The 19,621-nt window shown below is 69.0% G+C and carries 20 protein-coding genes; 6 read left to right on the top strand and 14 right to left on the bottom strand.

Annotation, left to right across the window (positions count from 1 at the left end):
• Nucleotides 1–152: 152 nt before the first annotated feature.
• On the bottom strand, nucleotides 153–893 hold the full coding sequence (locus ACZ7IB_RS23740) for a hypothetical protein (RefSeq protein ID WP_470915416.1): 741 nt from the start codon (nucleotides 891–893) through the stop codon (nucleotides 153–155).
• A 610-nt stretch (nucleotides 894–1,503) separates the two neighbouring features.
• Between ACZ7IB_RS23740 and ACZ7IB_RS23735 the strand changes: the two genes are divergently transcribed.
• Nucleotides 1,504–2,337 carry a PIG-L family deacetylase gene (locus ACZ7IB_RS23735; RefSeq protein WP_470915415.1) on the top strand — a complete coding sequence of 278 codons (834 nt, stop codon included), beginning with the start codon at nucleotides 1,504–1,506 and terminating at the stop codon, nucleotides 2,335–2,337.
• A 282-nt stretch (nucleotides 2,338–2,619) separates the two neighbouring features.
• On the opposite strand, the gene ACZ7IB_RS23730 is transcribed toward ACZ7IB_RS23735, so the two are convergent.
• From ACZ7IB_RS23730 to ACZ7IB_RS23705, 6 genes are all read right to left on the bottom strand, one after another.
• Nucleotides 2,620–3,468 carry an SGNH/GDSL hydrolase family protein gene (locus ACZ7IB_RS23730; protein ID WP_470915414.1) on the bottom strand — a complete coding sequence of 283 codons (849 nt, stop codon included), beginning with the start codon at nucleotides 3,466–3,468 and terminating at the stop codon, nucleotides 2,620–2,622.
• 92 nt (nucleotides 3,469–3,560) lie between these two features.
• Nucleotides 3,561–4,217, bottom strand: a complete 657-nt coding sequence (locus ACZ7IB_RS23725; RefSeq protein ID WP_470915412.1) for a LysE family translocator — start codon at nucleotides 4,215–4,217, stop codon at nucleotides 3,561–3,563.
• Nucleotides 4,218–4,359: 142 nt separating this feature from the next.
• Entirely contained in the window at nucleotides 4,360–5,379 is a 1,020-nt protein-coding gene (locus ACZ7IB_RS23720; protein ID WP_470915410.1) for a hemolysin family protein, read from the bottom strand.
• The gene (locus ACZ7IB_RS23715) at nucleotides 5,376–6,713 is read right to left on the bottom strand and encodes a hemolysin family protein (protein ID WP_470915408.1); all 1,338 of its coding nucleotides are present in this window, start codon (nucleotides 6,711–6,713) and stop codon (nucleotides 5,376–5,378) included. Before ACZ7IB_RS23715 ends, ACZ7IB_RS23720 begins: the two co-directional genes overlap by 4 nt.
• Before the next feature lie 174 nt (nucleotides 6,714–6,887).
• A complete protein-coding gene (locus ACZ7IB_RS23710; RefSeq protein ID WP_470915406.1) occupies nucleotides 6,888–7,313 on the bottom strand; it encodes a GNAT family N-acetyltransferase in 426 nt (141 codons plus the stop codon).
• A gap of 62 nt (nucleotides 7,314–7,375) precedes the next feature.
• Nucleotides 7,376–10,105: a SpoIIE family protein phosphatase gene (locus tag ACZ7IB_RS23705; protein WP_470915404.1), complete on the bottom strand. Its 2,730-nt coding sequence runs from the start codon at nucleotides 10,103–10,105 to the stop codon at nucleotides 7,376–7,378.
• 271 nt (nucleotides 10,106–10,376) lie between these two features.
• Between ACZ7IB_RS23705 and ACZ7IB_RS23700 the strand changes: the two genes are divergently transcribed.
• Both ACZ7IB_RS23700 and ACZ7IB_RS23695 read left to right on the top strand, forming a co-directional pair.
• Nucleotides 10,377–10,604 carry an antitoxin gene (locus tag ACZ7IB_RS23700; RefSeq protein ID WP_470915402.1) on the top strand — a complete coding sequence of 76 codons (228 nt, stop codon included), beginning with the start codon at nucleotides 10,377–10,379 and terminating at the stop codon, nucleotides 10,602–10,604.
• Entirely contained in the window at nucleotides 10,601–10,972 is a 372-nt protein-coding gene (locus tag ACZ7IB_RS23695; RefSeq protein ID WP_114243309.1) for a fic family toxin-antitoxin system, toxin component, read from the top strand. The genes ACZ7IB_RS23700 and ACZ7IB_RS23695 overlap by 4 nt, the downstream gene beginning before the upstream one ends.
• Before the next feature lie 30 nt (nucleotides 10,973–11,002).
• Here ACZ7IB_RS23695 and ACZ7IB_RS23690 read toward each other — a convergent pair whose 3' ends face one another.
• The 4 genes from ACZ7IB_RS23690 to bioB all read right to left on the bottom strand — a co-directional run bounded on the left by ACZ7IB_RS23690 (nucleotide 11,003) and on the right by bioB (nucleotide 14,914).
• Nucleotides 11,003–11,680: a class I SAM-dependent methyltransferase gene (locus tag ACZ7IB_RS23690; RefSeq protein ID WP_470915400.1), complete on the bottom strand. Its 678-nt coding sequence runs from the start codon at nucleotides 11,678–11,680 to the stop codon at nucleotides 11,003–11,005.
• Between the two features lie 79 nt (nucleotides 11,681–11,759).
• Nucleotides 11,760–12,449 carry a dethiobiotin synthase gene (gene bioD, locus ACZ7IB_RS23685; protein ID WP_470915397.1) on the bottom strand — a complete coding sequence of 230 codons (690 nt, stop codon included), beginning with the start codon at nucleotides 12,447–12,449 and terminating at the stop codon, nucleotides 11,760–11,762.
• Nucleotide 12,450: 1 nt separating this feature from the next.
• Nucleotides 12,451–13,755, bottom strand: a complete 1,305-nt coding sequence (locus tag ACZ7IB_RS23680; protein ID WP_470915395.1) for an adenosylmethionine--8-amino-7-oxononanoate transaminase — start codon at nucleotides 13,753–13,755, stop codon at nucleotides 12,451–12,453.
• Nucleotides 13,748–14,914: a biotin synthase BioB gene (gene bioB / locus ACZ7IB_RS23675; protein WP_470915394.1), complete on the bottom strand. Its 1,167-nt coding sequence runs from the start codon at nucleotides 14,912–14,914 to the stop codon at nucleotides 13,748–13,750. The genes ACZ7IB_RS23680 and bioB overlap by 8 nt, the downstream gene beginning before the upstream one ends.
• Nucleotides 14,915–15,056: 142 nt before the next feature.
• Between bioB and ACZ7IB_RS23670 the strand changes: the two genes are divergently transcribed.
• Nucleotides 15,057–16,199, top strand: coding sequence for an 8-amino-7-oxononanoate synthase (locus tag ACZ7IB_RS23670; protein WP_470915392.1), 1,143 nt, complete (start codon nucleotides 15,057–15,059; stop codon nucleotides 16,197–16,199).
• Here the strand turns inward: ACZ7IB_RS23670 and ACZ7IB_RS23665 are convergent.
• Nucleotides 16,192–16,398: a DUF397 domain-containing protein gene (locus ACZ7IB_RS23665; RefSeq protein ID WP_470915390.1), complete on the bottom strand. Its 207-nt coding sequence runs from the start codon at nucleotides 16,396–16,398 to the stop codon at nucleotides 16,192–16,194. The two genes, ACZ7IB_RS23670 and ACZ7IB_RS23665, sit on opposite strands and share 8 nt — an antisense overlap.
• A gap of 24 nt (nucleotides 16,399–16,422) precedes the next feature.
• Nucleotides 16,423–17,283: a helix-turn-helix domain-containing protein gene (locus ACZ7IB_RS23660; protein ID WP_470915388.1), complete on the bottom strand. Its 861-nt coding sequence runs from the start codon at nucleotides 17,281–17,283 to the stop codon at nucleotides 16,423–16,425.
• A gap of 204 nt (nucleotides 17,284–17,487) precedes the next feature.
• On the opposite strand from ACZ7IB_RS23660, the gene ACZ7IB_RS23655 reads away from it, so the two are divergent.
• Nucleotides 17,488–17,919 carry an ATP-binding protein gene (locus ACZ7IB_RS23655; protein WP_470915386.1) on the top strand — a complete coding sequence of 144 codons (432 nt, stop codon included), beginning with the start codon at nucleotides 17,488–17,490 and terminating at the stop codon, nucleotides 17,917–17,919.
• Between the two features lie 43 nt (nucleotides 17,920–17,962).
• On the opposite strand, the gene ACZ7IB_RS23650 is transcribed toward ACZ7IB_RS23655, so the two are convergent.
• Nucleotides 17,963–18,901 (bottom strand): LysR family transcriptional regulator, encoded by a 939-nt coding sequence (locus tag ACZ7IB_RS23650; RefSeq protein WP_470915384.1) that lies wholly within the window; start codon nucleotides 18,899–18,901, stop codon nucleotides 17,963–17,965.
• Nucleotides 18,902–18,973: 72 nt separating this feature from the next.
• Between ACZ7IB_RS23650 and ACZ7IB_RS23645 the strand changes: the two genes are divergently transcribed.
• Nucleotides 18,974–19,609: a LysE family translocator gene (locus ACZ7IB_RS23645; RefSeq protein ID WP_470915381.1), complete on the top strand. Its 636-nt coding sequence runs from the start codon at nucleotides 18,974–18,976 to the stop codon at nucleotides 19,607–19,609.
• Nucleotides 19,610–19,621 lie beyond the last annotated feature (12 nt).

Raw genomic sequence — 19,621 nt, 5'->3', positions numbered from 1 at the left:
CGCTGCTTACTCGCGGCTTATGCAGTTCGTAACTTTCACTCCGTCACGCTGCGCAGTTGCGGCGAGACGGAGAACTCGACCGTTCAAGGTCGCTGGGCAGAGGGCCCGGCGGTGCTGTGAGGCTGGCTGCGCGGGCAGCAGTGACGAAATCCTTACGGCGGGATTCGAGGCGTTCGATGAGCGGGTCCCGGACCCATCCACCGATCAGTTGCTCCCACATGGCCGGGCAACGGTCGACTAGAGAGAGCCTGCGCTACTTGCATTTCGGTGAGGGTGGCGCTGCCGCGGAGGCAGTAGTCCAGAAGATCCCGGTCATGCCTTCTTTCCTCCTCGTCCTTGCGCGCCCACCCGACGAGAAATTCCCAGGCTACGTAAGCCGAGCTATGACGATCATCGGTGCAATCTTCTGGGTCGCCGGGACACCAGCCTGCTTCCAGGGCGCTGATCGTCGCGCGCAGTACCGCGCGATCGAGCGCGCAGCGTTCCAAGAGGCGGCATTGCGAGAGAAGGAACTCTGCGGCTGCAAGGACATCAGGAGGGGCGAGGAGTTCCAGTGAGGCGTATCGGGTTTCCACCGGGATAGCGTGCTTGGCCACGAGCCCCTGGCGTTCATCGTGATCGAGGTTCGGGAGTCGCTTCACCACACCTACCAGGGTGTCGTGGACGCTCAGGAACTCCATGCACGCGCTGTCGAGTGCCATGTGCCGTTGCTGATCCCGCTGGAGGAGGCTCTGGGTCTGTACCGCCGAGATGGCTGTGTCGGCCTGGATGCGCCCGGCGAGGAGCGCGGCAGACGTTGCGCTTTCTGCGCTGCGCTTGGTCCACCACGCTGCAACTAAGGCAGTGGGAACGGAGAGAAGGGCTGCGACCGCGCCCAAGTCGACCATGTCCATCGACCAATGCTGGGTGAACAAGACCTGCCATGAGGGCGGTTCGGTGCAAATTGATGAGACCCGACATTTGTTCCTGCTCGCCCGGCTGTTGAGGCAGTTCGTTTCGATGAGACGTCAGCGCCGTGTACGGAGATCATGGAGCCGACCGACGAGGCAGTGGGATGGAGACAGACGAGGGTGCGTTAGCCAGGATGCGGGCGGCACCGGCGAAGTCTTGAAGCTGACTGCGGCCATATCGCGCGCACGGGCTCACGATGCACCCGCAGAGTCTGTCCACATCAGCCTTCGGCCGGCGGGCTTTGGACAACTGGGTCGTGCTTGGGGGACTGAACTGGGTTGACTGGCGGCTTGGTGCGGCGCACGGAGGCCGACGTGGCGCTGCGACGTGCAGGTCGCGCGTGTACCGCGTGCGCGTTGAAACTCCGAAGCCTGGAAGGCCAATTGGCTGCGCCGGGAACAGCCGGTCCGGTCGGCACGGTTACATCGACCGAGGGACCGGCGCCGTACGGGCGGGGAGACACGGAGACTGCAAGGGTGTCCGCCCCGCCAGGATCGCGGTACGCCCGCCGCGCACTCGGACCAACCCGTATTTCTGCAGGAGGACCGTTTTATGATTGACCGGCCGTTGACGCTCATGGCAGTGCACGCTCACCCCGACGACGAGGCCACCGGAACCGGAGGGGTCCTCGCGCGGTACGCGGCGGAAGGCATCCGCACCGTTCTCGTGACATGTACCGACGGCGGTTGCGGTGACGGAACGGGGGGTGTCAAGCCGGGCGATCCCGGGCATGATCCGGCGGCCGTTGCCTTGATGCGCCGCCAAGAACTCAAGGCGAGTTGTGACGTACTGAAGGTCAGCGATCTGGAGCTGCTGGACTATGCCGACTCCGGGATGATCGGCTGGCCGAGCAATGACGCCCCCGGATCCTTCTGGCAGACCCCCGTGGAGGAAGGTGCTGCCCGACTTGCGGAACTCATGCGGCACTACCGACCCGATGTGGTCGTCACCTACGACGAGAACGGCTTCTACGGCCACCCCGACCACATCCAGGCCCACCGCGTCACGATGGCGGCGCTGGAGATGACCGCGCTGATACCGAAGGTGTACTGGACGACGATGCCTCGCTCGATGATGCAGCGGTTCGGGGAGACCATGCGCGAGTTTCGTGGGGACATGCCGGAACCGGATCCTGCCGAGGCCGCCGCGATGGCCGAGATCGGCCTGCCCGACGATGAGATCACCACGTGGGTGGACACCACCGCATTCAGCGGTCAGAAGTTCGATGCGCTGGCCGCGCACGCCAGTCAGGGCGAGAACATCTTCTTCCTCAAGATGGGCAAGGAGAGGTTCGGCGAGTTGATGGGCATGGAGACCTTCGTACGTGTCAAGGACGCCACCGGCGCGGCCGTACCCGAGAACGATCTCTTCGCCGGACTGCGCTGATCCGCTGTGTGTCGTCATTACCGCGTTGGCGCCGGCGTGGACTGGACAGTTCGCCAGTCGGGTGGCGGCTGGCACAGCACTGGGGCTCCTGCCCGCAGTCGGGCTGCCCATCTGCGGACAGGAGCAGCTGCATGGGATGCCCCGGTAGTGAGAATCCGTGAGAGATGATCAGTAGTTGATCTACCGAAAGCACTCTGACCTGGATCTATCTGTTCGCGTGTAGAACAGTGTCCACTACTGGCGGTTTGTGCAGGCCAGCGCCGCGGTCCGGTTTGTGGGTTGCTATGAGAGCGGAGTCGCATCCACCTGGCGCCACGTCGCCACCGGGCCGGGGTCGCGGGCATCCTCGGGGGTGACCCAGAACGCTCTCCCCAGTTCGGCGCTGTACTGGGCGCCCGTCCGCCCGTCTCCGGACGAACGGCCGGTCAGACGGCGGCCGATCCACGGCATGAGGTGCCGGCGGGCGAAGCGGAGGTCGTCGACGCGTCGTATCGCCCATTTCGGAGGTACAGCGGCCGGGAGCGGCATCCGCCAGTCGTTCTCCGGCGGCAGCCCCAGCGTCTGCCAGACCGCCTCCGCCACGCGGCGGTGGCCGTCGGCCGTCAGATGCAGCCGGTCGACGTCCCACAGACGGGGATCGCCCAGGGCCGGTGCTCCGTACAGATCGACGACCGACGCTCCGTGGCGGGCAGCCAACTCGTCAACCAGGGAGAACAACTCCTCCATCCGAGGACGGAAACGTTCCATCACCGGGCCGTTGCGACCGGGGCTGCGCATGAGCACAAGCTTCCTGCACGAGGGCGCGAGACGCTCGACGGCCTCTTCGAGCCTTCCGCGGACCATGCCCATGTCGCACTTGGGCCGCAGCGTGTCGTTGAGACCGCCGACGAGCGTGATGACATCCGCCTGCATGGCGGCGGCCGCATCGACCTGCTCGTCGACGATCTGGGCGATCAACTTGCCCCGTACGGCGAGATTCGCGTACCGGAATCCCGGAGTGCGGACCGCGAGCCGTCCGGCGAGGACGTCTGCCCAGCCCCGGTATGAGCCGTCGGGTAGCAGGTCCGACATGCCCTCGGTGAACGAGTCGCCGACCGCGACAAGACTGGTGTAGGAGGCATTCATTTCCATGGCGATGCGATCGTATCGGGTGGGGTCCCGCCCCTTCCAGAAGGCGACGGCCAGGTGCCGAGCGTCGCAGTGCGCTGTCGGCGGTCGCGTCCTCAGTCGCTCAGGGCCAGCCGCAGCCCGAACCCGGCGATGACGGTCCCGGTGATCCGGTCAAGCAGCTGACGGGCCTGCGGGCGCTGCAGCCAGCCCCGCAGCGCCTGGGCGAAGGCGACCAGCAGGGCCGACCAGAGGAAGCCGAGCGCGATGTGCACCCCGGTCAGCAGGAGGCCTGCGGTGAAGTGCGGGGCGCCTGCCGGGATGAACTGGGGCAGGACGGCCACGTAGAACACGCCCATCTTCGGATTGAGCAGATTGGTCAAGGCGCCTTGCCGCCACCCGGCAGCGAGCCCGTCGGTTCCTTGAGAAGCCAGGGCATGAGTCTTGGCCCCCGGCACTTCCACCCCCTCGGCGCCCCGGCCGCGCAAGGTGCTGATGATCATGCGTCCGCCCATCCAGAGCAGATACGCGGCTCCGGCGTAGCGCAGCGCTTCGTATGCGACGTGCGAGGCGGTGAGCAGTGCCGTGACACCGAGCGAGGTGAGCGCGCCCCAGATCAGGGTTCCGCTCTGGATGCCGAGGACGACACCGAGTGCACGCTTGCGACGACCGAGCGCCGAGGTGCGAAGGACGAGGGCCGTGTCGAGGCCCGGAGTGAGAGTGAGGAGCCCTACGACCAGGACGAATGACCATAGTGCGGTGCTGATTGCCATGGACTGTCAGCCTAACCGAGCCAGGTGGCGGCCCCTTCTGCGGGAGGGCGCGGCCGAACCCGCACCGCGCCCCCGCCGGCCACCGGTCTGCCTGCCTGCGATGGAACCCGCACCTGGCCCCCAGCGGCTCCCCGCCCACCGGTCAGCGCGCCTGCGGTCGGCCCACCAGTTCGCGCAGCACGTCCTCCATCGTGACCATTCCGGCGAGTCGATCGTCCTCGTCCAGAACCGCCGCCAGATGTGTGCGGCTGCGCCGCAGCGCGGTCAGCACGTCGTCGAGCGGTGTGGCGGCCCGTACCCGGGCGATCGGCCGCATTGCCGACACGGGGAACGGCACATCGCGCGGTGTGGCGTCCAGGGCGTCCTTCACATGGAGGTAGCCCAGGATCCGCTTCTCGCTGTCCATCACCGGGAAACGCGAGAAACCGGTCTCGTACGAGAGCTGTTCCAGCTGTTCCGGCGTCGTCCCGATCCTCGCGTACACCACCCGCTCCACCGGCATCACCACATCCCGCACCGGGCGACGGCCCAGTTCAAGAGCGTGGTGCAGCCGTTCGGCCGCGCGGTCGTCGACCAGCCCGGCGGCCCCGGCGTCCTTCACCAGCCGGGCCAGTTCGTCGTCGGAGAACGTGGCGGACACCTCGTCCTTCGTCTCGACCCGCAGGAGCTTCAGCAGCGCGTTGGCGAAGGTGTTGACGGCGAAGATCACCGGACGCAGCGCCCTGGCGAGGGTCACCAGCGGCGGTCCGAGCAGCAGCGCGGTCCGCATGGGCTCGGCCAGAGCGATGTTCTTCGGCACCATCTCGCCGAGCAACATGTGCAGATAAGTCGCCACGGACAGCGCGATCACGAACGAGATCGGATGGATCAGTCCGTGCGGCACACCCACCGCGGTGAAGACGGGTTCCAGCAGATGCGCGATGGCCGGTTCGGCGACGATGCCGAGGACCAGCGTGCAGAGGGTGATGCCCAGCTGTGCCGCCGCGAGCAGCGCCGATACGTGTTCGAGGCCCCAGATGACGCTTCGCGCCTGCCGGTTCCCGTTCTCGGCCTCCGGCTCTATCTGGCTGCGGCGTACGGAGATCAGCGCGAACTCCGCGCCGACGAAGAAGGCGTTGACGACCAGGGTCATCAGTCCGATGAAGAGCTGGACGGCGGTCATCGTGCGTCCTCCGTCTGCTCGTCGTCGCCGGGCAGCGGCGCATGCAGCAGGGCTCGCGCGGCACGGCGCCCGGAGGCGTCCACCACATCGAGCCGCCAGCCGGCCAACTCGATCGAATCACCGACGGCAGGGATGCGGCCGACCTCGGTGGCGACAAGTCCGGCGAGTGTCTCGTACGGTCCGTCCGGCACCCGCAGTCCGATCCTCTTCAGCTGATCGAGGCGGGCGGCGCCGTCGGCCGACCACAGGGTCCGTCCGTCGGCGTCCTCACCCGCCGGTGCCAGGTCCGGCGTCTCGTGCGGGTCGTGCTCGTCGCGCACCTCGCCGACCACCTCCTCGACGATGTCCTCCAGAGTCACGACGCCGGCCGTACCGCCGTACTCGTCGATGACGACGGCCATGGCGAGCTTGCCGGACAGCCGGTCCAGGAGCCGGTCCACGGTGAGGGTCTCCGGTACGAGCAGGGGCTCGCGCAGCATCTCCGAGACGCGTGTACGGGGCCGCTGCTCGGCCGGGATGGCCAGCACGTCCTTGATGTGTGCCACGCCGACGACGGTGTCCAGGTTGCCCCGGTAGACGGGGAAGCGGGACAGCCCGGTCGCACGGGTGGCGTTCGCGACGTCCTCGGCGGTCGCCTGCACCTCCAGTGCGGTGACCTGCACCCGCGGGGTCATGACGTTCTCCGCCGTGAGCTCCGCCAGATTGAGGGTGCGGACGAACAGTTCCGCGGTGTCGGCCTCCAGTGCGCCCGCCTTCGCCGAGTGCCGGGCCAGCGCCACCAGCTCCTGCGGGCTGCGGGCGGAGGCCAGCTCCTCGGCCGGTTCCAGGCCGATGCGGCGCACGATCCGGTTCGCGGTGTTGTTGAGGTGGCTGATGAACGGCCGGAAGATGGCGGTGAAGGCCCGCTGCGGGGTCGCCACGGCCTTCGCCACGGCGAGCGGGGAGGAGATCGCCCAGTTCTTCGGGACGAGTTCGCCGACCACCATCAGGAACACGGTGGACAGCGCGGTTCCCAGGACGAGGGCCAGGGAGGACGCCACGCTGGGGGACAGGCCCACGGCCTCCACCGGACCGCGGATCAGCCTAGCGATCGACGGTTCGGAGAGCATGCCGACCACCAGGTTGGTGACGGTGATGCCGAGCTGTGCGCCGGAGAGCTGGAAGGTCAGGCTGCGTACGGCCTTCATGGCGCTCGCCGCACCGCGCTCACCCTGCTCCACGGCCCGTTCGAGCTGACCGCGCTCGACGGTCGTCAGAGAGAACTCAGCCGCGACGAAGGCGCCGCAGGCGAGCGAGAGCAATACCGCCACGAGCAGCAGAAGCACTTCGGTCATCGGTTCACCTCCGTCCCATGATCCGGCAGGGGCAGGAGGATCGCTCGATGTCGGCGATGTCGACTACTGGGAGGCTCGCCCATGGGCGGACGCTCACACCTTTCGGAAGGATCGGTCAGGAGACCACCCATCGTAAAGGATCGGCAAAGTCGTCCGCCCTTTCGGGTGATCGTGTCAGTCCGTGAGGGGCTTCACCCAGCGCCGCCAGTGATCCTCGCGGTGGTAGCCACCCGCAGCCCACGTGTGGTGTGCCCGTTCGTTGGCTTCCAGCACCATGGTGTCCACCCGTCGCCCGCCCAGAGAGACGAATCGCTGTTCCGCTGCTTCCATCAAGGCGGTGGCGATACCTTGCCGGCGGCAGTCCGGGTGTACGGCCAGCCGGTAGGCGGAGCATCGCCAACCATCGAAACCGGCTATGACGGTTCCCGCGAGAAGGCCGTCGCGCTCTGCGAGAAGCAGGGCCCCGGGGTCTCTCGAGATGAGTCGCGCCACCCCGCCGTGGTCGTCGCTGATGCTCGTTCCTTCCGCGGCTTCGCGCCAGAACCGCAATACGGGATCGATATCGATGAGGCCGGCGCAGCGGATGTGGAGATCACTCATGGGGCGAGCCAAGCAGAGGAACGGCCCGCTCGGCGAGCGATTTCCACGCGGGGATCCGGCCGTCAGAGTTCCGCGTCAAGGATGTTCAAGAACGCCGTGCCGTGCATACTCCCGTCGGGTCGGGGCAGCGCCAGCTCCGCCCAGATGACCTTTCCCTGGGGGGTGTAGCGGGTGCCCCAGCGTTCGGCCAGTTGTGCGACGAGGAACAGGCCGCGGCCTCCTTCATCCAGCGCAGCGGCATACCGCAGATGGGGCGAAGTACTGCTGCTGTCGGCCACCTCACAGGTCAGGGTGCGGTCGCGCAGCAGTCGTATCGCGACCGGTGCGGAACCGTGGCGGAGGGCGTTGGTGATCAGCTCACTGAGCACCAGTTCCATGGCGAACACAAGCTCGGACAGACCCCAGTCGTCGAGCTTCTCGGTCACGGCGGCGCGCATCCCCGCCACGGCGGCGGGATCGAACGGCACGTCCCAGTCGGCGACGTGGTCGGGCGGGATCGCCCGTGTGCGAGCGATGAGCAGCGCCACATCGTCCTTCGGCCGGCTGGGCAGGAGCTCGTCGAGTACCGCCTGGCAGCTCTCCTCCGGCGGCCGGTCGGGATGGGACGCCAGCGCCTGACGCAGCATTTCCATCCCCACGTCGATGTCCCGGGTGCGGTCCTCGATGAGCCCGTCGGTGTAGAGGACGAGTTGCGTGCCCTCAGCCAGCTCCAGTTCCGCGGTCTCGAACGGCATACCGCCCAGGCCCAGGGGTGGCCCGGCCGGCAGGTCGGGGAACGACACACTGCCGTCGGGCTGGACCAGCGCGGGCAAGGGATGCCCGGCCCGCGCCATGGCGCAGTGGCGGGAGACGGGATCGTAGATCGCGTACAGGCAGGTGGCGCCTGTGATCACCGCGCCGCCGTTCGTCTCCACATCCTCCTGGTCGATACGCCCGACCAGGTCGTCGAGGTGGCCGAGGATCTCGTCGGGCGGCAGGTCGAGTGTGGAGAAGTTGTGCACGGCGGTGCGCAGCCGTCCCATCGTGGCGGCTGCGTGCAGGCCGTGGCCGACGACATCCCCGACGACCAGCGCCACCCGGCTGCCCGGTAGCGGGATCACATCGAACCAGTCGCCACTCACCCCGGAGAGTGCGGGCAGATAACGATGGGCGACCTCAAGGGCGCTCTGCTCGGGCAGGGCACGCGGGAGCAGGCTGCGCTGCAGAGTCACGGCCATGGCGTGCTCACGGGTGTAGCGGCGGGCGTTGTCGATGCTGACCGCCGCCCGGGCGACCAGTTCTTCGGCCAGGGACAGGTCGTCCTCCTCGAACGGCTGGGGCTTCTCCGAGCGCCAGAAATTGGCCATGCCAAGGATGACGCCCCGCGCCTGGAGGGGCACCGTTATGAGCGAATGGATGCCGTACTCGACGATCCTGCGTGTCCGCTCCGGTTCCTGGGCGAGCCAGCCGGGTGCGGCGGACAGGTCGGGCACCAGCTCCGGCCGGCCGCTGCCGAAGGCCCGTGCCTGCGGCGTGGAGGGGAGGAAGTCGATCAGGCGGCCGCGCTCGTAGAGAGGATGGTCGTCCCGGATGCCCTGGATGGCGGTGCGGCGCATGTCCGCGCCCGTACTGGTCGGCTCGTCGCCGTGCAGGACCGGGTCGGCCAGATCGACGGTGACGAAGTCGGCCAGCCGGGGGACCGCGACCTTCGCCAGTTCCTCGGCCGTACTCACCACGTCGAGGGTGGTACCGATGCCGAGCCCGGCGTCGTACAGCAGTCTCAGCCGCTGGCGGGCCACCTCCGCCTTTCCGGACAGCGCCCGCAGCTCTGTGGAGTCACGCAACGTCGCCACCGTTCCCTTGGGGCCACCGTGACGATCCGTGAGCCGCTGGTTCACCGCGAGCAAGCGGTTTCCCGCAAGGAGCACTTCGTCCGTGGCCGCACGGCCCGAGCTCAGCAGTTCCACCATGCCGGGATCAAGGCTGGGCAAGTCCGAGATGTGCCGCCCCTCGGCGTCGTGCGGCAGATCCAGCAGCCGGCGGGCCTCGTCGTTCGCCAGCAGCAGCCGGCCGTCGTTGCCGACGATGAGCACGCCTTCGCGTACGGCGTGCAGCACCGCGTCGTGATGCTCGTACATGCGAGTCATCTCGGCGGGGCCCAGACGGTGGGTCTGCCGCCGCAGCCGTCTGGCCATCAGCGCCGTCCCGGCCGTGGCCACGGCCAGCGCGGCGGCTCCGGTGCCGAGGATGATCGGAATCTGCCGGGACACCACGCTGGTCACGTGCTCGACCTTCATGCCGGCCGCCACCAGGCCCACGACCTTGTGACCGAGGTTGTAGATGGGCACGGTCGCCTGCACCTCACGGCCGAGTGGGCCTTTGACGGTCTCGGTGTACACATGGCCGGCCAGCGATGGCCCGATGGTGCCGACGAACCTCTTCCCGATCTGGCTCGGCTGGGGATGCGTGTAGCGGATCCCCTTCGTATCCGTCACCACGATGAAGTCGACGCCGGCCGCTTTCCGAGCCGCCTCGGTGAGCGGCTGGAGCACTTTGGAGGGATCGGGTGACTTCAGCGCGGCCAGGACGCCCGGTGAGTGTGCGAACGTCTCTGCGACGGCAACCGAACGCTGTCTCGCCTCCGCGTTGGTGTCGTGCTGGGCCTGCAGCAGTAGTGCCAGCACCGCGGCCGCCACGAGGAACACCACCAGAGCCACCTGCAGGGCGAAGACCTGCCCGGCAAGGCTCCAGGGGTGTTTCTCCGTGAGTGACCGAACCGGTGCGTTCCGGAATCGGCCGAAACGTCTGGCCACACTGCCCTTTTTAACACCGCAAGGTCGACGGCGCGTGAGGCGAAGCAGCCCGGGGAGGGCCTTTTGGGCGGGAGCGCACGGCCGTCGCGGTCCGCTTCCGAGGGGCCGCCGCATCCCGGCGGTACCGTTGTCCTTGCCCTGGGCGGCTCCCTCGCAGAGCCGACGGAGAATGCCGAGGGCGAATTCCGCCATGTGGTCACCGGCGACCGGTGTACGGGGCACCGGAGGGCTCCCCTTGCCGGTGCTAGCGCACCCGCGCTAGCGTGTTTCTGTGCCCAAGACTCAGCTGAACGTGAGAGTGGACGAGGCCACCGCCGAGGCCGCGCGACAGCGCGCACTGCAGAGGGGAATCAGCGTGAACCGCTACATAGAGGAGCTCGTGAAGCAGGATGCGGGCGAGGTCGGACACACCTTTGTCGAAGCCGCGGCCGACTTCATGAAGCAGTACGAGTCGGTGTTCGCCGAGGAGTTCGGCCCGGAGTGCAAAGGCACGCGTTGAACCTCCAGATCGACCTTTCCTGGCTGCTCATGGTGGCCGAGCACAAGACTCCCGGCGATCCGCAGGTCGTCGACTGGGGTGCGCTCGTGGCTGCGGTGGCCCGTCATGAGGCCGAGATCTTCGGCAGCCCCGTCTACAGCGACCCGCACTCCAGGGCCGCTGCCCTTCTGCAGTTGTTGCTCCATGTTCCGGCGCTCGAACACTCGAACGCGATGTTCTCCTCGGCCGTCGCATACGGCTATCTCGTCGCCTCCGGGCTGAAGGTCATCACCTCGCCCGAGCAGGTGCGCGACCTGGCTCGACTGGTGAAGGAGGGCAAGGCGGACGTCCGGGTCATCGCCGACGAACTGCGCCAGTGGAGTCTGTGACACCTCCGGTACGCGGTGGTGGCCGATGCGTCAGTCGACCACGGCCGGCCGCCGCGCCACGCCCAGCACACATGCGGACGTGGGCAGCCGGATTCCCCAGTCGGGCATCCTGACCCTGCGGTAGGTCTCCACCGTGAACCCGGCCCTTTCGATGGCGGCCAGGGTGTCGCGCGCCGTGTGGCACCCGCCCGTCACCAGCGGCCAGACCGTACGGTCCAACGCCCGCTGAGTCGCTGCCATGGCCCGGTCATCGGCCCGCACATGCTCGAAGAAGCGCAGCTCGCCGCCCGGCCGCAGCACCCGTACGAGCTCCGCGAGCGAACGCTCCACATTCCGTACGGTGCACAGCACCAGCGAAGTGACGGCCCCGTCGAACGCCTCGCTCTTCACCGGCAGGGCCTCCGCCGCGCCCGGCACCACATCCACCGGAATTCCGGCACGCAGCGCCGAGCGCACCGCCAACCTCCGCAGGCTGCGCTCGGGTTCGATGGCCACCACCTCCGACACCGCGGGCGGGTAGTGCGCGAAGTTCAGGCCGTTGCCCGCACCTATCTCGATGACCCGGCCGTACATACCGGCCAGCAGCTCCGATCGCACCGCGCCCAGCCCCGCCCCGGTCTCCGCGGCCACGCTCATCCGGGCGTAGAACCGGGCGAAGACGGGGTGGTGCACCGCGTCCTCCGGGATCTTCGTGCTGCGCAGACGCATGGCGGACCTCCTCGACACGACGCTCGACCGGAACGGTACGGCTGCTTCGATTCTCCCCCGTCCCGCGCGGCTCAGCCGCTCAATCGGCCGGCCGATTACCGCCCAGTTCCGCCGCCAGCCAACTCCCGGCCAGGACACGGAAGTCGGCAGGCGCCAACGCCCCCGCACCGGCCGGTACCGCACCCAGCAGCGGGGCGCCCGCAGCCACCGGAAGGTCCGCCAGATTGCAGCGCGCCGCAAGGTCCGGCTCGGCGGGCATGCTGCCCACCACCACACCGAGGCACTCCAGCCCCCGGGCCCTCAGGGCCTCCGAGGTCAGCGCGGTCGTATTGAGCGTGCCCAGTCCGGCCGCCGCCACGACCAGGACCGGTGCGCCCAGCAGCCGTGCCGCGTCGGCCAGGGTCGCGCCGTCGTCGTCGAACCGTACGAGCAGTCCGCCCGCACCCTCGACCAGCACCAGATCGTGTTCGGTCGCCAGCTTCTCGGCCGCCTCGGCGATCTCGTACGGCCGTACCGGCGGGAGCCCTGCCCTGCGGGCGGCCGTGGCAGGTGCCAACGGCTCGGGGAACCGGGCCAGTTCGACCGCGGTCACATGGCCGCCCGCCAGCCGTGCCACCTCTGCGGCATCCCCGGGCTCGCCGGGGGCCAAGCCCGTCTGGGCGGGCTTGAGCACCGCCACACCGCGATCCCGGCACGCCGCCGCCACGGCCGCGGTCACGACCGTCTTGCCGATCTCCGTGCCCGTACCTGTCACCACCAGAACCGTCATCTCAGCCCTCCCGCGCAGCCGCGCACACGGCGCGGCAGATCCGCGCCACATCCTCGTCACCGGTCACATACGGCGGCATCGTGTAGACGAGATCGCGGAACGGCCGCAGCCACACGCCCTCCCGCACCGCCGCCCGGGTCGCGGTCTCCATGTCCACCTCGTGATCCAGCTGTACGACGCCGATAGCGCCCAGCACCCGCACATCCCGCACCCCGGGCAGCTCCGCCGCCGGGGCGAGACCGTCCCGCAGCCCGCCGCCGATCCGCTCGACCTCTTTCTCCCAGTCCTGGCCGAGCAGCAGGTCGATGGAGGCGCACGCCACCGAGGAGGCGAGCGGATTGCCCATGAACGTGGGCCCGTGCGCCAGCACCGGCACCTCGCCGCGCGAGATGCCCTCCGCCACCCGTGCCGTGCACAGCGTCGCCGCCATCGTCAGATAGCCGCCGGTCAACGCCTTGCCCACGCACATGACGTCGGGCGAGATCCCCGCATGCTCCGCGGCGAACAGCTTTCCGGTACGGCCGAAACCGGTGGCGATCTCGTCGAACACCAGCAGCACGTCATGCGCATCGCAGGCCTCGCGCAGCGCTCGCAGATAGGCGGGGGAGTGAAACCGCATTCCGCCCGCGCCCTGCACCACCGGCTCCACGATCACCGCGGCCAGCCGGTCGGCGTGCTCCGCGATCAGTTCCCACAGGTGTCGTACGTACGCGGCATCCGGCTCCGCGTCGAAGCCGGCCGGCGGCTCGTCCGCGAAGATCTGCCGGGGCAGTACGCCCGACCACAGCTCGTGCATGCCACCTTCGGGGTCGCACACCGACATCGGCTGCCAGGTGTCCCCGTGATAGCCGCCGCGCCAGGTCAGCAGCCGCTGCTTGGCCGGCCGCCCGGCCGAGCGCCAGTACTGCAGACACATCTTCACCGCGACCTCGACCGACACCGATCCGGAGTCGGCGAGGAAGACATGCTGCAGCGGCTCCGGGGTGATCTCGACCAGCCGCGTGGCCAGCCGCACGGCGGGCTCATGGGTGAGCCCGCCGAACATCACATGACTCATCCGGTCGAGCTGACCGCGTGCCGCTTCATTGAGCACCGGATGGTTGTAGCCGTGCACCGCCGACCACCAGGACGACATGCCGTCGACCAATTCGTGCTGCCCGTGGGCCGGTTCGGCAAGCCGGAGCCGTACCCCGGACGCGGACTCCACGACCAGTGGCTCCGTACGCCCCGGCATCGGGCCGTACGGATGCCAGACGTGGGCCCGGTCCAGGGACCGCAGTTCGGCCGGGGAGAGGGCCTCAGGCATTGGGTGCGACATCCGTACCCGCGCCGCGACGGCGGACTGCCACCAGATCCGTGCGTGCAGCCGGAATCTCGCTGGGCTCGGCAGTGGCTTCTGCGGGCGCGTCGCCACAGGGTGCACATCCCCCGTCATGCGAACCGCAGCCGCCACCCGCCTGAGCGCGGTGTGCAGGCAACGTCGTCGTTCCCGCTCCCTCCACCTCGAAACCGGCGTCCGCGATCATGTCCAGATCCGCCTGCCCCGCCTGTCCCTCACTGGTGAGGTAGTCGCCCAGGAAGATCGAGTTGACCAGGTGCAGCGCGAGCGGCTGCATCGAGCGCAGATGCACCTCGCGCCCGCCCGCGAGCCGCACCTCCACGTCCGGGCAGACGAACCGGACCATCGCCAGAATGCGCAGACACCGCTGCGGGGTGAGGTTCCATTCCTTGGCCAGCGGAGTGCCCTCGAACGGGATCAGGAAGTTCACCGGCACCGAGTCCGGGTCGAGCTCGCGCAGCGAGAAGACGACATCGACCAGATCGGCGTCGCTCTCACCCATTCCGGCGATCAGCCCGGAGCACGCCGAGAGCCCGGCGGCCTGCGCCTGCTGCACGGTCTCCACCCGGTCCGCATAGGTGTGAGTGGTGGTGATGTCCCCGTACGTCCCCTCGGACGTGTTGAGGTTGTGGTTGTACGCGTCGGCGCCCGCTGACCGCAGCCGGTCGGCCTGTCCGTCGGAGAGCAGACCGAGGCAGGCGCACACCTCGACGCCCTCGTGCCGCTCCTTGATCGCCTCGATGGTCTCCGACACCCGGTCGACATCCCGGTCCGTCGGACCGCGACCGCTGGCCACCAGACACACCCGCTTGGCGCCACCCGCCACCCCGGCGGCGGCGGCCTTCGACGCTTCGTCCGGTTTCAGCCAGGTGTACTTGAGGATCTCGGCCTTCGAGCCGAGCCGCTGCGAGCAGTACGAGCAGTCCTCGGGGCAGAGCCCGGACTTGAGATTGACCAGATAGTTCAGCTTCACGCGCCGCCCGAACCACTGACGGCGCACCTTTCCGGCCGCGGCCACCACTTCGAGCAGGTCGTCGTCGGAGGTCGCCAGTACGGCGAGTGCTTCTTCGCGGGTCGGCAGTTCGCGCCGCAGTCCCTTGTCCACCAGCGTGTTCAGGAGGTCCATGGCGTTGATCCTGGCCTACGGCACCGCCCGCAGCCAAGGAGGAACCGGACAACAGAGCCCGTCTGGGGTGTGTGTATTGCCACACCATGACCTGCTGCGTGCCCGGTTAGGGTCTGTGAGCTGCCTACAAAAGGGACCGCTCATGCCCTTCGCCCCGTTCGACTGGATCGACGACGAGGCGCGCCGCCGCGCGGACGCCGGACTCGTCCGTACGCTTCGCCCTCGGCCCGCCGAACCAGAACTGCTGGACCTCGCGAGCAACGACTATCTGGGCCTGACCCGGCACCCCGAGGTCACCGCCGCCGCGGCCGAGGCCGCGCGCAGGTGGGGAGCAGGGGCGACCGGATCGCGGCTCGTCACCGGCTCCACCGCATTGCACGCCGAACTCGAACGCGAGCTGGCCGATTTCTGCGGTTTCGAGTCGGCCCTGGTGCTGTCATCGGGCTACGCGGCCAATCTCGCCGCCCTCACCGCGCTCACCGGCCGCGGCTCGCTGATCGTCTCCGACGCGGGCAACCACGCCTCGATCGTGGACGGTTGCCGGCTCTCCCGGGCAGAGACCGCCGTCGTACCGCATGCTGATCCCGATGCCGTGCGCAAAGCCCTGCAGGCACACAGGGGACGCGCGCTGGCGGTCACCGACTCGGTCTTCTCGGTCGACGGCGACGCTGCGCCGCTGCCCGAACTGGCCGACACCTGCCGGGCGGAGGGTGCCGCACTGCTCGTCGACGACGCGCACGGTCTCGGAGTGCTGGGCGAAGGCGGCCGGGGTGCGCTCGCCGCCGCCGGTCTCGCGGGCGGCGAGGGAATCGTCACCACGCTCACCCTCTCCAAGTCCCTGGGCAGCCAGGGCGGGGCGGTCCTCGGTCCGGCCAGGGTCATCGAACACCTGGTCAACACGGCCCGTACGTTCATCTTCGACACAGGCCTCGCACCGGCCGCGGCGGGCGCCGCTCTCGGGAGCCTGCGGCTGATCCGTCGCGAGCCGGAACGCGCCGGCAGGGCCCGTGCGGTCGCCACCGCTCTGTACGAGCGGCTGACCGAGGCCGGTCTGACCGCCGTTCGCCCCGACGCGGCCGTGGTCTCGGTGCGGGCACCCTCGGCGGACGCGGCGGTGCGCTGGGCGGCCGACTGTCGCGCCGCGGGAATCGCGGTGGGATGCTTCCGGCCGCCATCGGTGCCGGACGGTGTCTCCCGGCTGCGGCTGACAGCGCGAGCCGATCTGACTCAGGAGCAGATCGCCACCGCCGTGGCGATCGTACGGCGGACCGCTCCTGTCAGCTGACCGAACCCCGGTGCAGGCCGGAGACGAAAGATGTCCAGGCCGCCGCGGAGAACCGCAGCGGTGGCCTGGACACATCCTTGGAGTCCCGCACGGCCAGCCGCCCGTCTGTGAACGGCGCGGCCTCCACGCAGTTGTTCATACCCGTGCTACGGCTGCTGCGCTGCCACCGTAACTCGTGTTGTGCGAGGCAATCCGACATGAGCCCCCCTCGGGCAGTCCGGGGTCACCCACCGTCGCGGTCGATCGCGGCGATGAGGTCCAACGAGTGCTCCGGCGACAGCGCGTGCGCCTGCATCGTGCGGAAGGCCGAGCTGTACGCCTCAAGGTCTTCTTTCCGCTCCAGATAGAGGCTACTCGTCAAATGGTCGAGAACTACCACGTCCAGATCAGAAGTGTTCGGAAATGAGAAGATAACGAAAGGGCCGGTGAGGCCGGCATAACCACCGACCGAGAACGGCAGCAACTGAAGCTCTACATGGGGTAGTTGAGCCACGCGAGTCAGATGGCGCAGCTGGTCTCTCATCACCCGGCGCCCACCGACCTCGCGCCGGAGCACCGCCTCGTCGAGCACCGCGCTCAGTCGCAGCGGCGGATCGGTCCGCAGCACCCCCTGCCGGGCGAGCCGCACCTCCACCAGCGAGTCCAGCTGGCCGGCGGGTAGTCCGTCCAGCGAGGCCCGGGTCACCGCACGTGCGTAGTCGGCCGTCTGCAGGAGACCCGGTACCACCGAGGTCTCCAGGGTCCGCGCGGTCCGCGCCTGGGACTCCAGACTGATGAAGTCGCGGTACTGCGGCGGGATCAGACCGCGATAGGCATGCCACCACCCGGTCCCGCCACCGCCCGCCGAACCCGCCAGCGCCGCCAGGAGCGTCCGCAGCTGCGTGTCGTCCACGCCGTACGCGTCCAGCAGCCGGGTCACATCGACCGGCCGCACCCCACTGACACCGGTCTCGATCCGGCTCACCTTCGACTGGTGCCAGCCGAGCATTCGCGCGGCGTCCCGGCTCGTCAGTCCGGACGCATGGCGCAGGCTCCGGAGCTCCTCCCCGAGCTTGCGGCGCCTCACCGCAGGGCCGTGCTGCATCTGCGGCCTCCCTCCCTCTTCTGCCGAGCGGACAGTGTGACGCCCGCATACGGTCTTGCGTGGCAGAGTTCACCGCATTGAGCGACAGATATATGCATATCTTGGTGGATCGCCGTCACAGAGGGCAGCATCAGTGGCAATCTGGCGCGAAGCACAACCGGGACCGGTCGCGGGTCGGTCCAAGTGGGAAAGGGACGGCTCGCCATGGCAGACCACCAGGAAGCAAGCGTCACTCTGCCGAGCGATCCGGTCTCGGTCTCGTCGGCCCGGAGATATGTGGCAAGGGTGCTGACCGAATGGGGTCTGGCCATCGACACGGAGTTCGCCGACAGTATCCGACTGATCGTCTCGGAACTCGTGACCAACGCCGTCCAGCACACCTTCGGCCAGTCGCCCACCTTCACCGTGGACCTGAGGCTGGAGCGGGAGGAACAGCTGCATCTGGGTGTGACGGACAGTCACCCGCGCTGGCCTCGGCGGCTGCCCGCCGCCGTTCAGCAGGACAACGGACGCGGCATGGTGATCATTCGCTGTCTGGCCAAGGAGTGCGGGGGCCGGCTCACCGTCACCCCCACTGCCGACGGCGGCAAGACGGTCTGGATCGCGCTCCCGTGGAGCATCCCCGTGCAGAGCTGACCGACCCTTCGATCCGCCGCCTCCCCGTCTCCCGATCGCGTGATCACCCGCCCTCGCCGCCCGGCCGCTGCGCCGAGGCCGCCCGCCCGAACCCACTGCGCAACAGTGCCTGGAGTGTTGCCGCCGCGGCGCTCGCCCGGTCGCCGCGGTGCACCATCGAGATCGTCCGCCGGAACGAAGCGGGCTCCAGCCGCCGCACGGACAACGGCGTCGACGACATCGCGGCAACCATCTCCGGTACGACCGCCATTCCGATGCCCGCGCTGACCAGCGCACACACCAGCGCGTAGCCGGGCGACTCGCAGACCACGGCGGGCGTCGCCCCTGCTTCGGCCAACGCCTGCTCCACCCCGCGGCGCGGTGGATGCGTCGGCGCACTGCTGATCAGCGGCCGCCCCGCAAGTTCTGTCACCGGCAGTCTCCCGGTGCCTTCGGACAGCATCTGCCCGACCGCCGTGATCAGGACCAGTTCCTCGACCAGCAGCGGTTCGGCGAATACCCCGGAGGGCCAGGCCGCTGCGGCAGCCGGCTCGTACACATGGGTCAGCGCAAGATCGGCCTCGCCCGCGGCCACCGCCGCGACCCCGTCCGGCGGCTCGTACTCGGTGACCGCCAGTTCCACATCCGGGTGGGCGCGACGGAAGGCGCTCAGCACCGGCGGCAACAGATGGATGCCCGCGGTGGTGAACGTGCCGACCCGGAGGCGTCCGCCGGAGAGTCCGGAGAGACGGGCCAGTTCGTGGCGGGCCAGGTCCATCTCGTCGAGGATCCGCCGTGCGCGTCCGACCAGCAGTTCACCGGCGGCCGTGAGGCGGGCCCCTCGGCGGTGGCGCACCAGCAGTGCAGCGCCCGCCTCCCGCTCCAGCTTGGCGATCTGCTGGGAGAGCGCGGGCGCAGTGTAGCCGAGTCGGGCGGCGGCCCGGGTGATCGATCCGGCTTCCGCGACCGCCACCAGCGCCGCGAGCCGTGTCGGGTCGTACATTAAGCGTTCCTTTTGGCAGACCCAGAAGATTGCAAGTACACGCTAAAGGCTCTGCCGGGCCAGGGTGGACCCATGGACGCACAATTGATCGCCTTCACCGGGGTCGCCGCTGGAATGGTCGCGCTGCCGGGCGCGGACTTCACCGTCGTCGTACGCAACGCGCTCGCCTCCCGGTCAGCGGGGGTGGCGAGCGCGCTCGGTGTTGCCGGTGGACTCCTCGTGCACACCGCGCTGGCCGTCGCCGGGCTTGCCGCTGTGCTGGTGACGCTGCCCGTACTGTTCCGCACCGTTCAGCTGCTCGGCGGGGCCTACGTCCTCTGTCTCGGCATCAGTGCCCTGTACGCGGCTCGGCGCCGCACCACGGGCAGGGCGGGCGAGGCCGAGGGCGAACCAGCAGGGCAGGGAACGGTACGCGCACTGCGCCAGGGCTTCCTCACCAACGCCCTGAATCCCAAGGCGCCGGTGCTCTTCCTGAGTCTGCTGCCGCAGTTCGTTCCCGACGGGCAGCCGCCGCTCCCGAGGACCTTGTTGCTCGCAATGATCGTGGTGCTGCTTGCGCTGATCTGGTTTCCCGCCGTGGCCCTCCTGGTGGACCGGCTGGGCCGGTGGCTGCGCCGGCCGCGTACCGCCCGCGCCATCGAGGGCGGCAGCGGCGCGGCGCTCACCGGTCTGGGGCTGGTGCTGGTGTCCGGCTCCCTGCTGCACTGAGGAACGAGCGGG

It is taken from the genome of Streptomyces sp. NPDC037301 (assembly GCF_055602785.1).
This window is presented reverse-complemented; position numbering and strand designations above follow the sequence as displayed.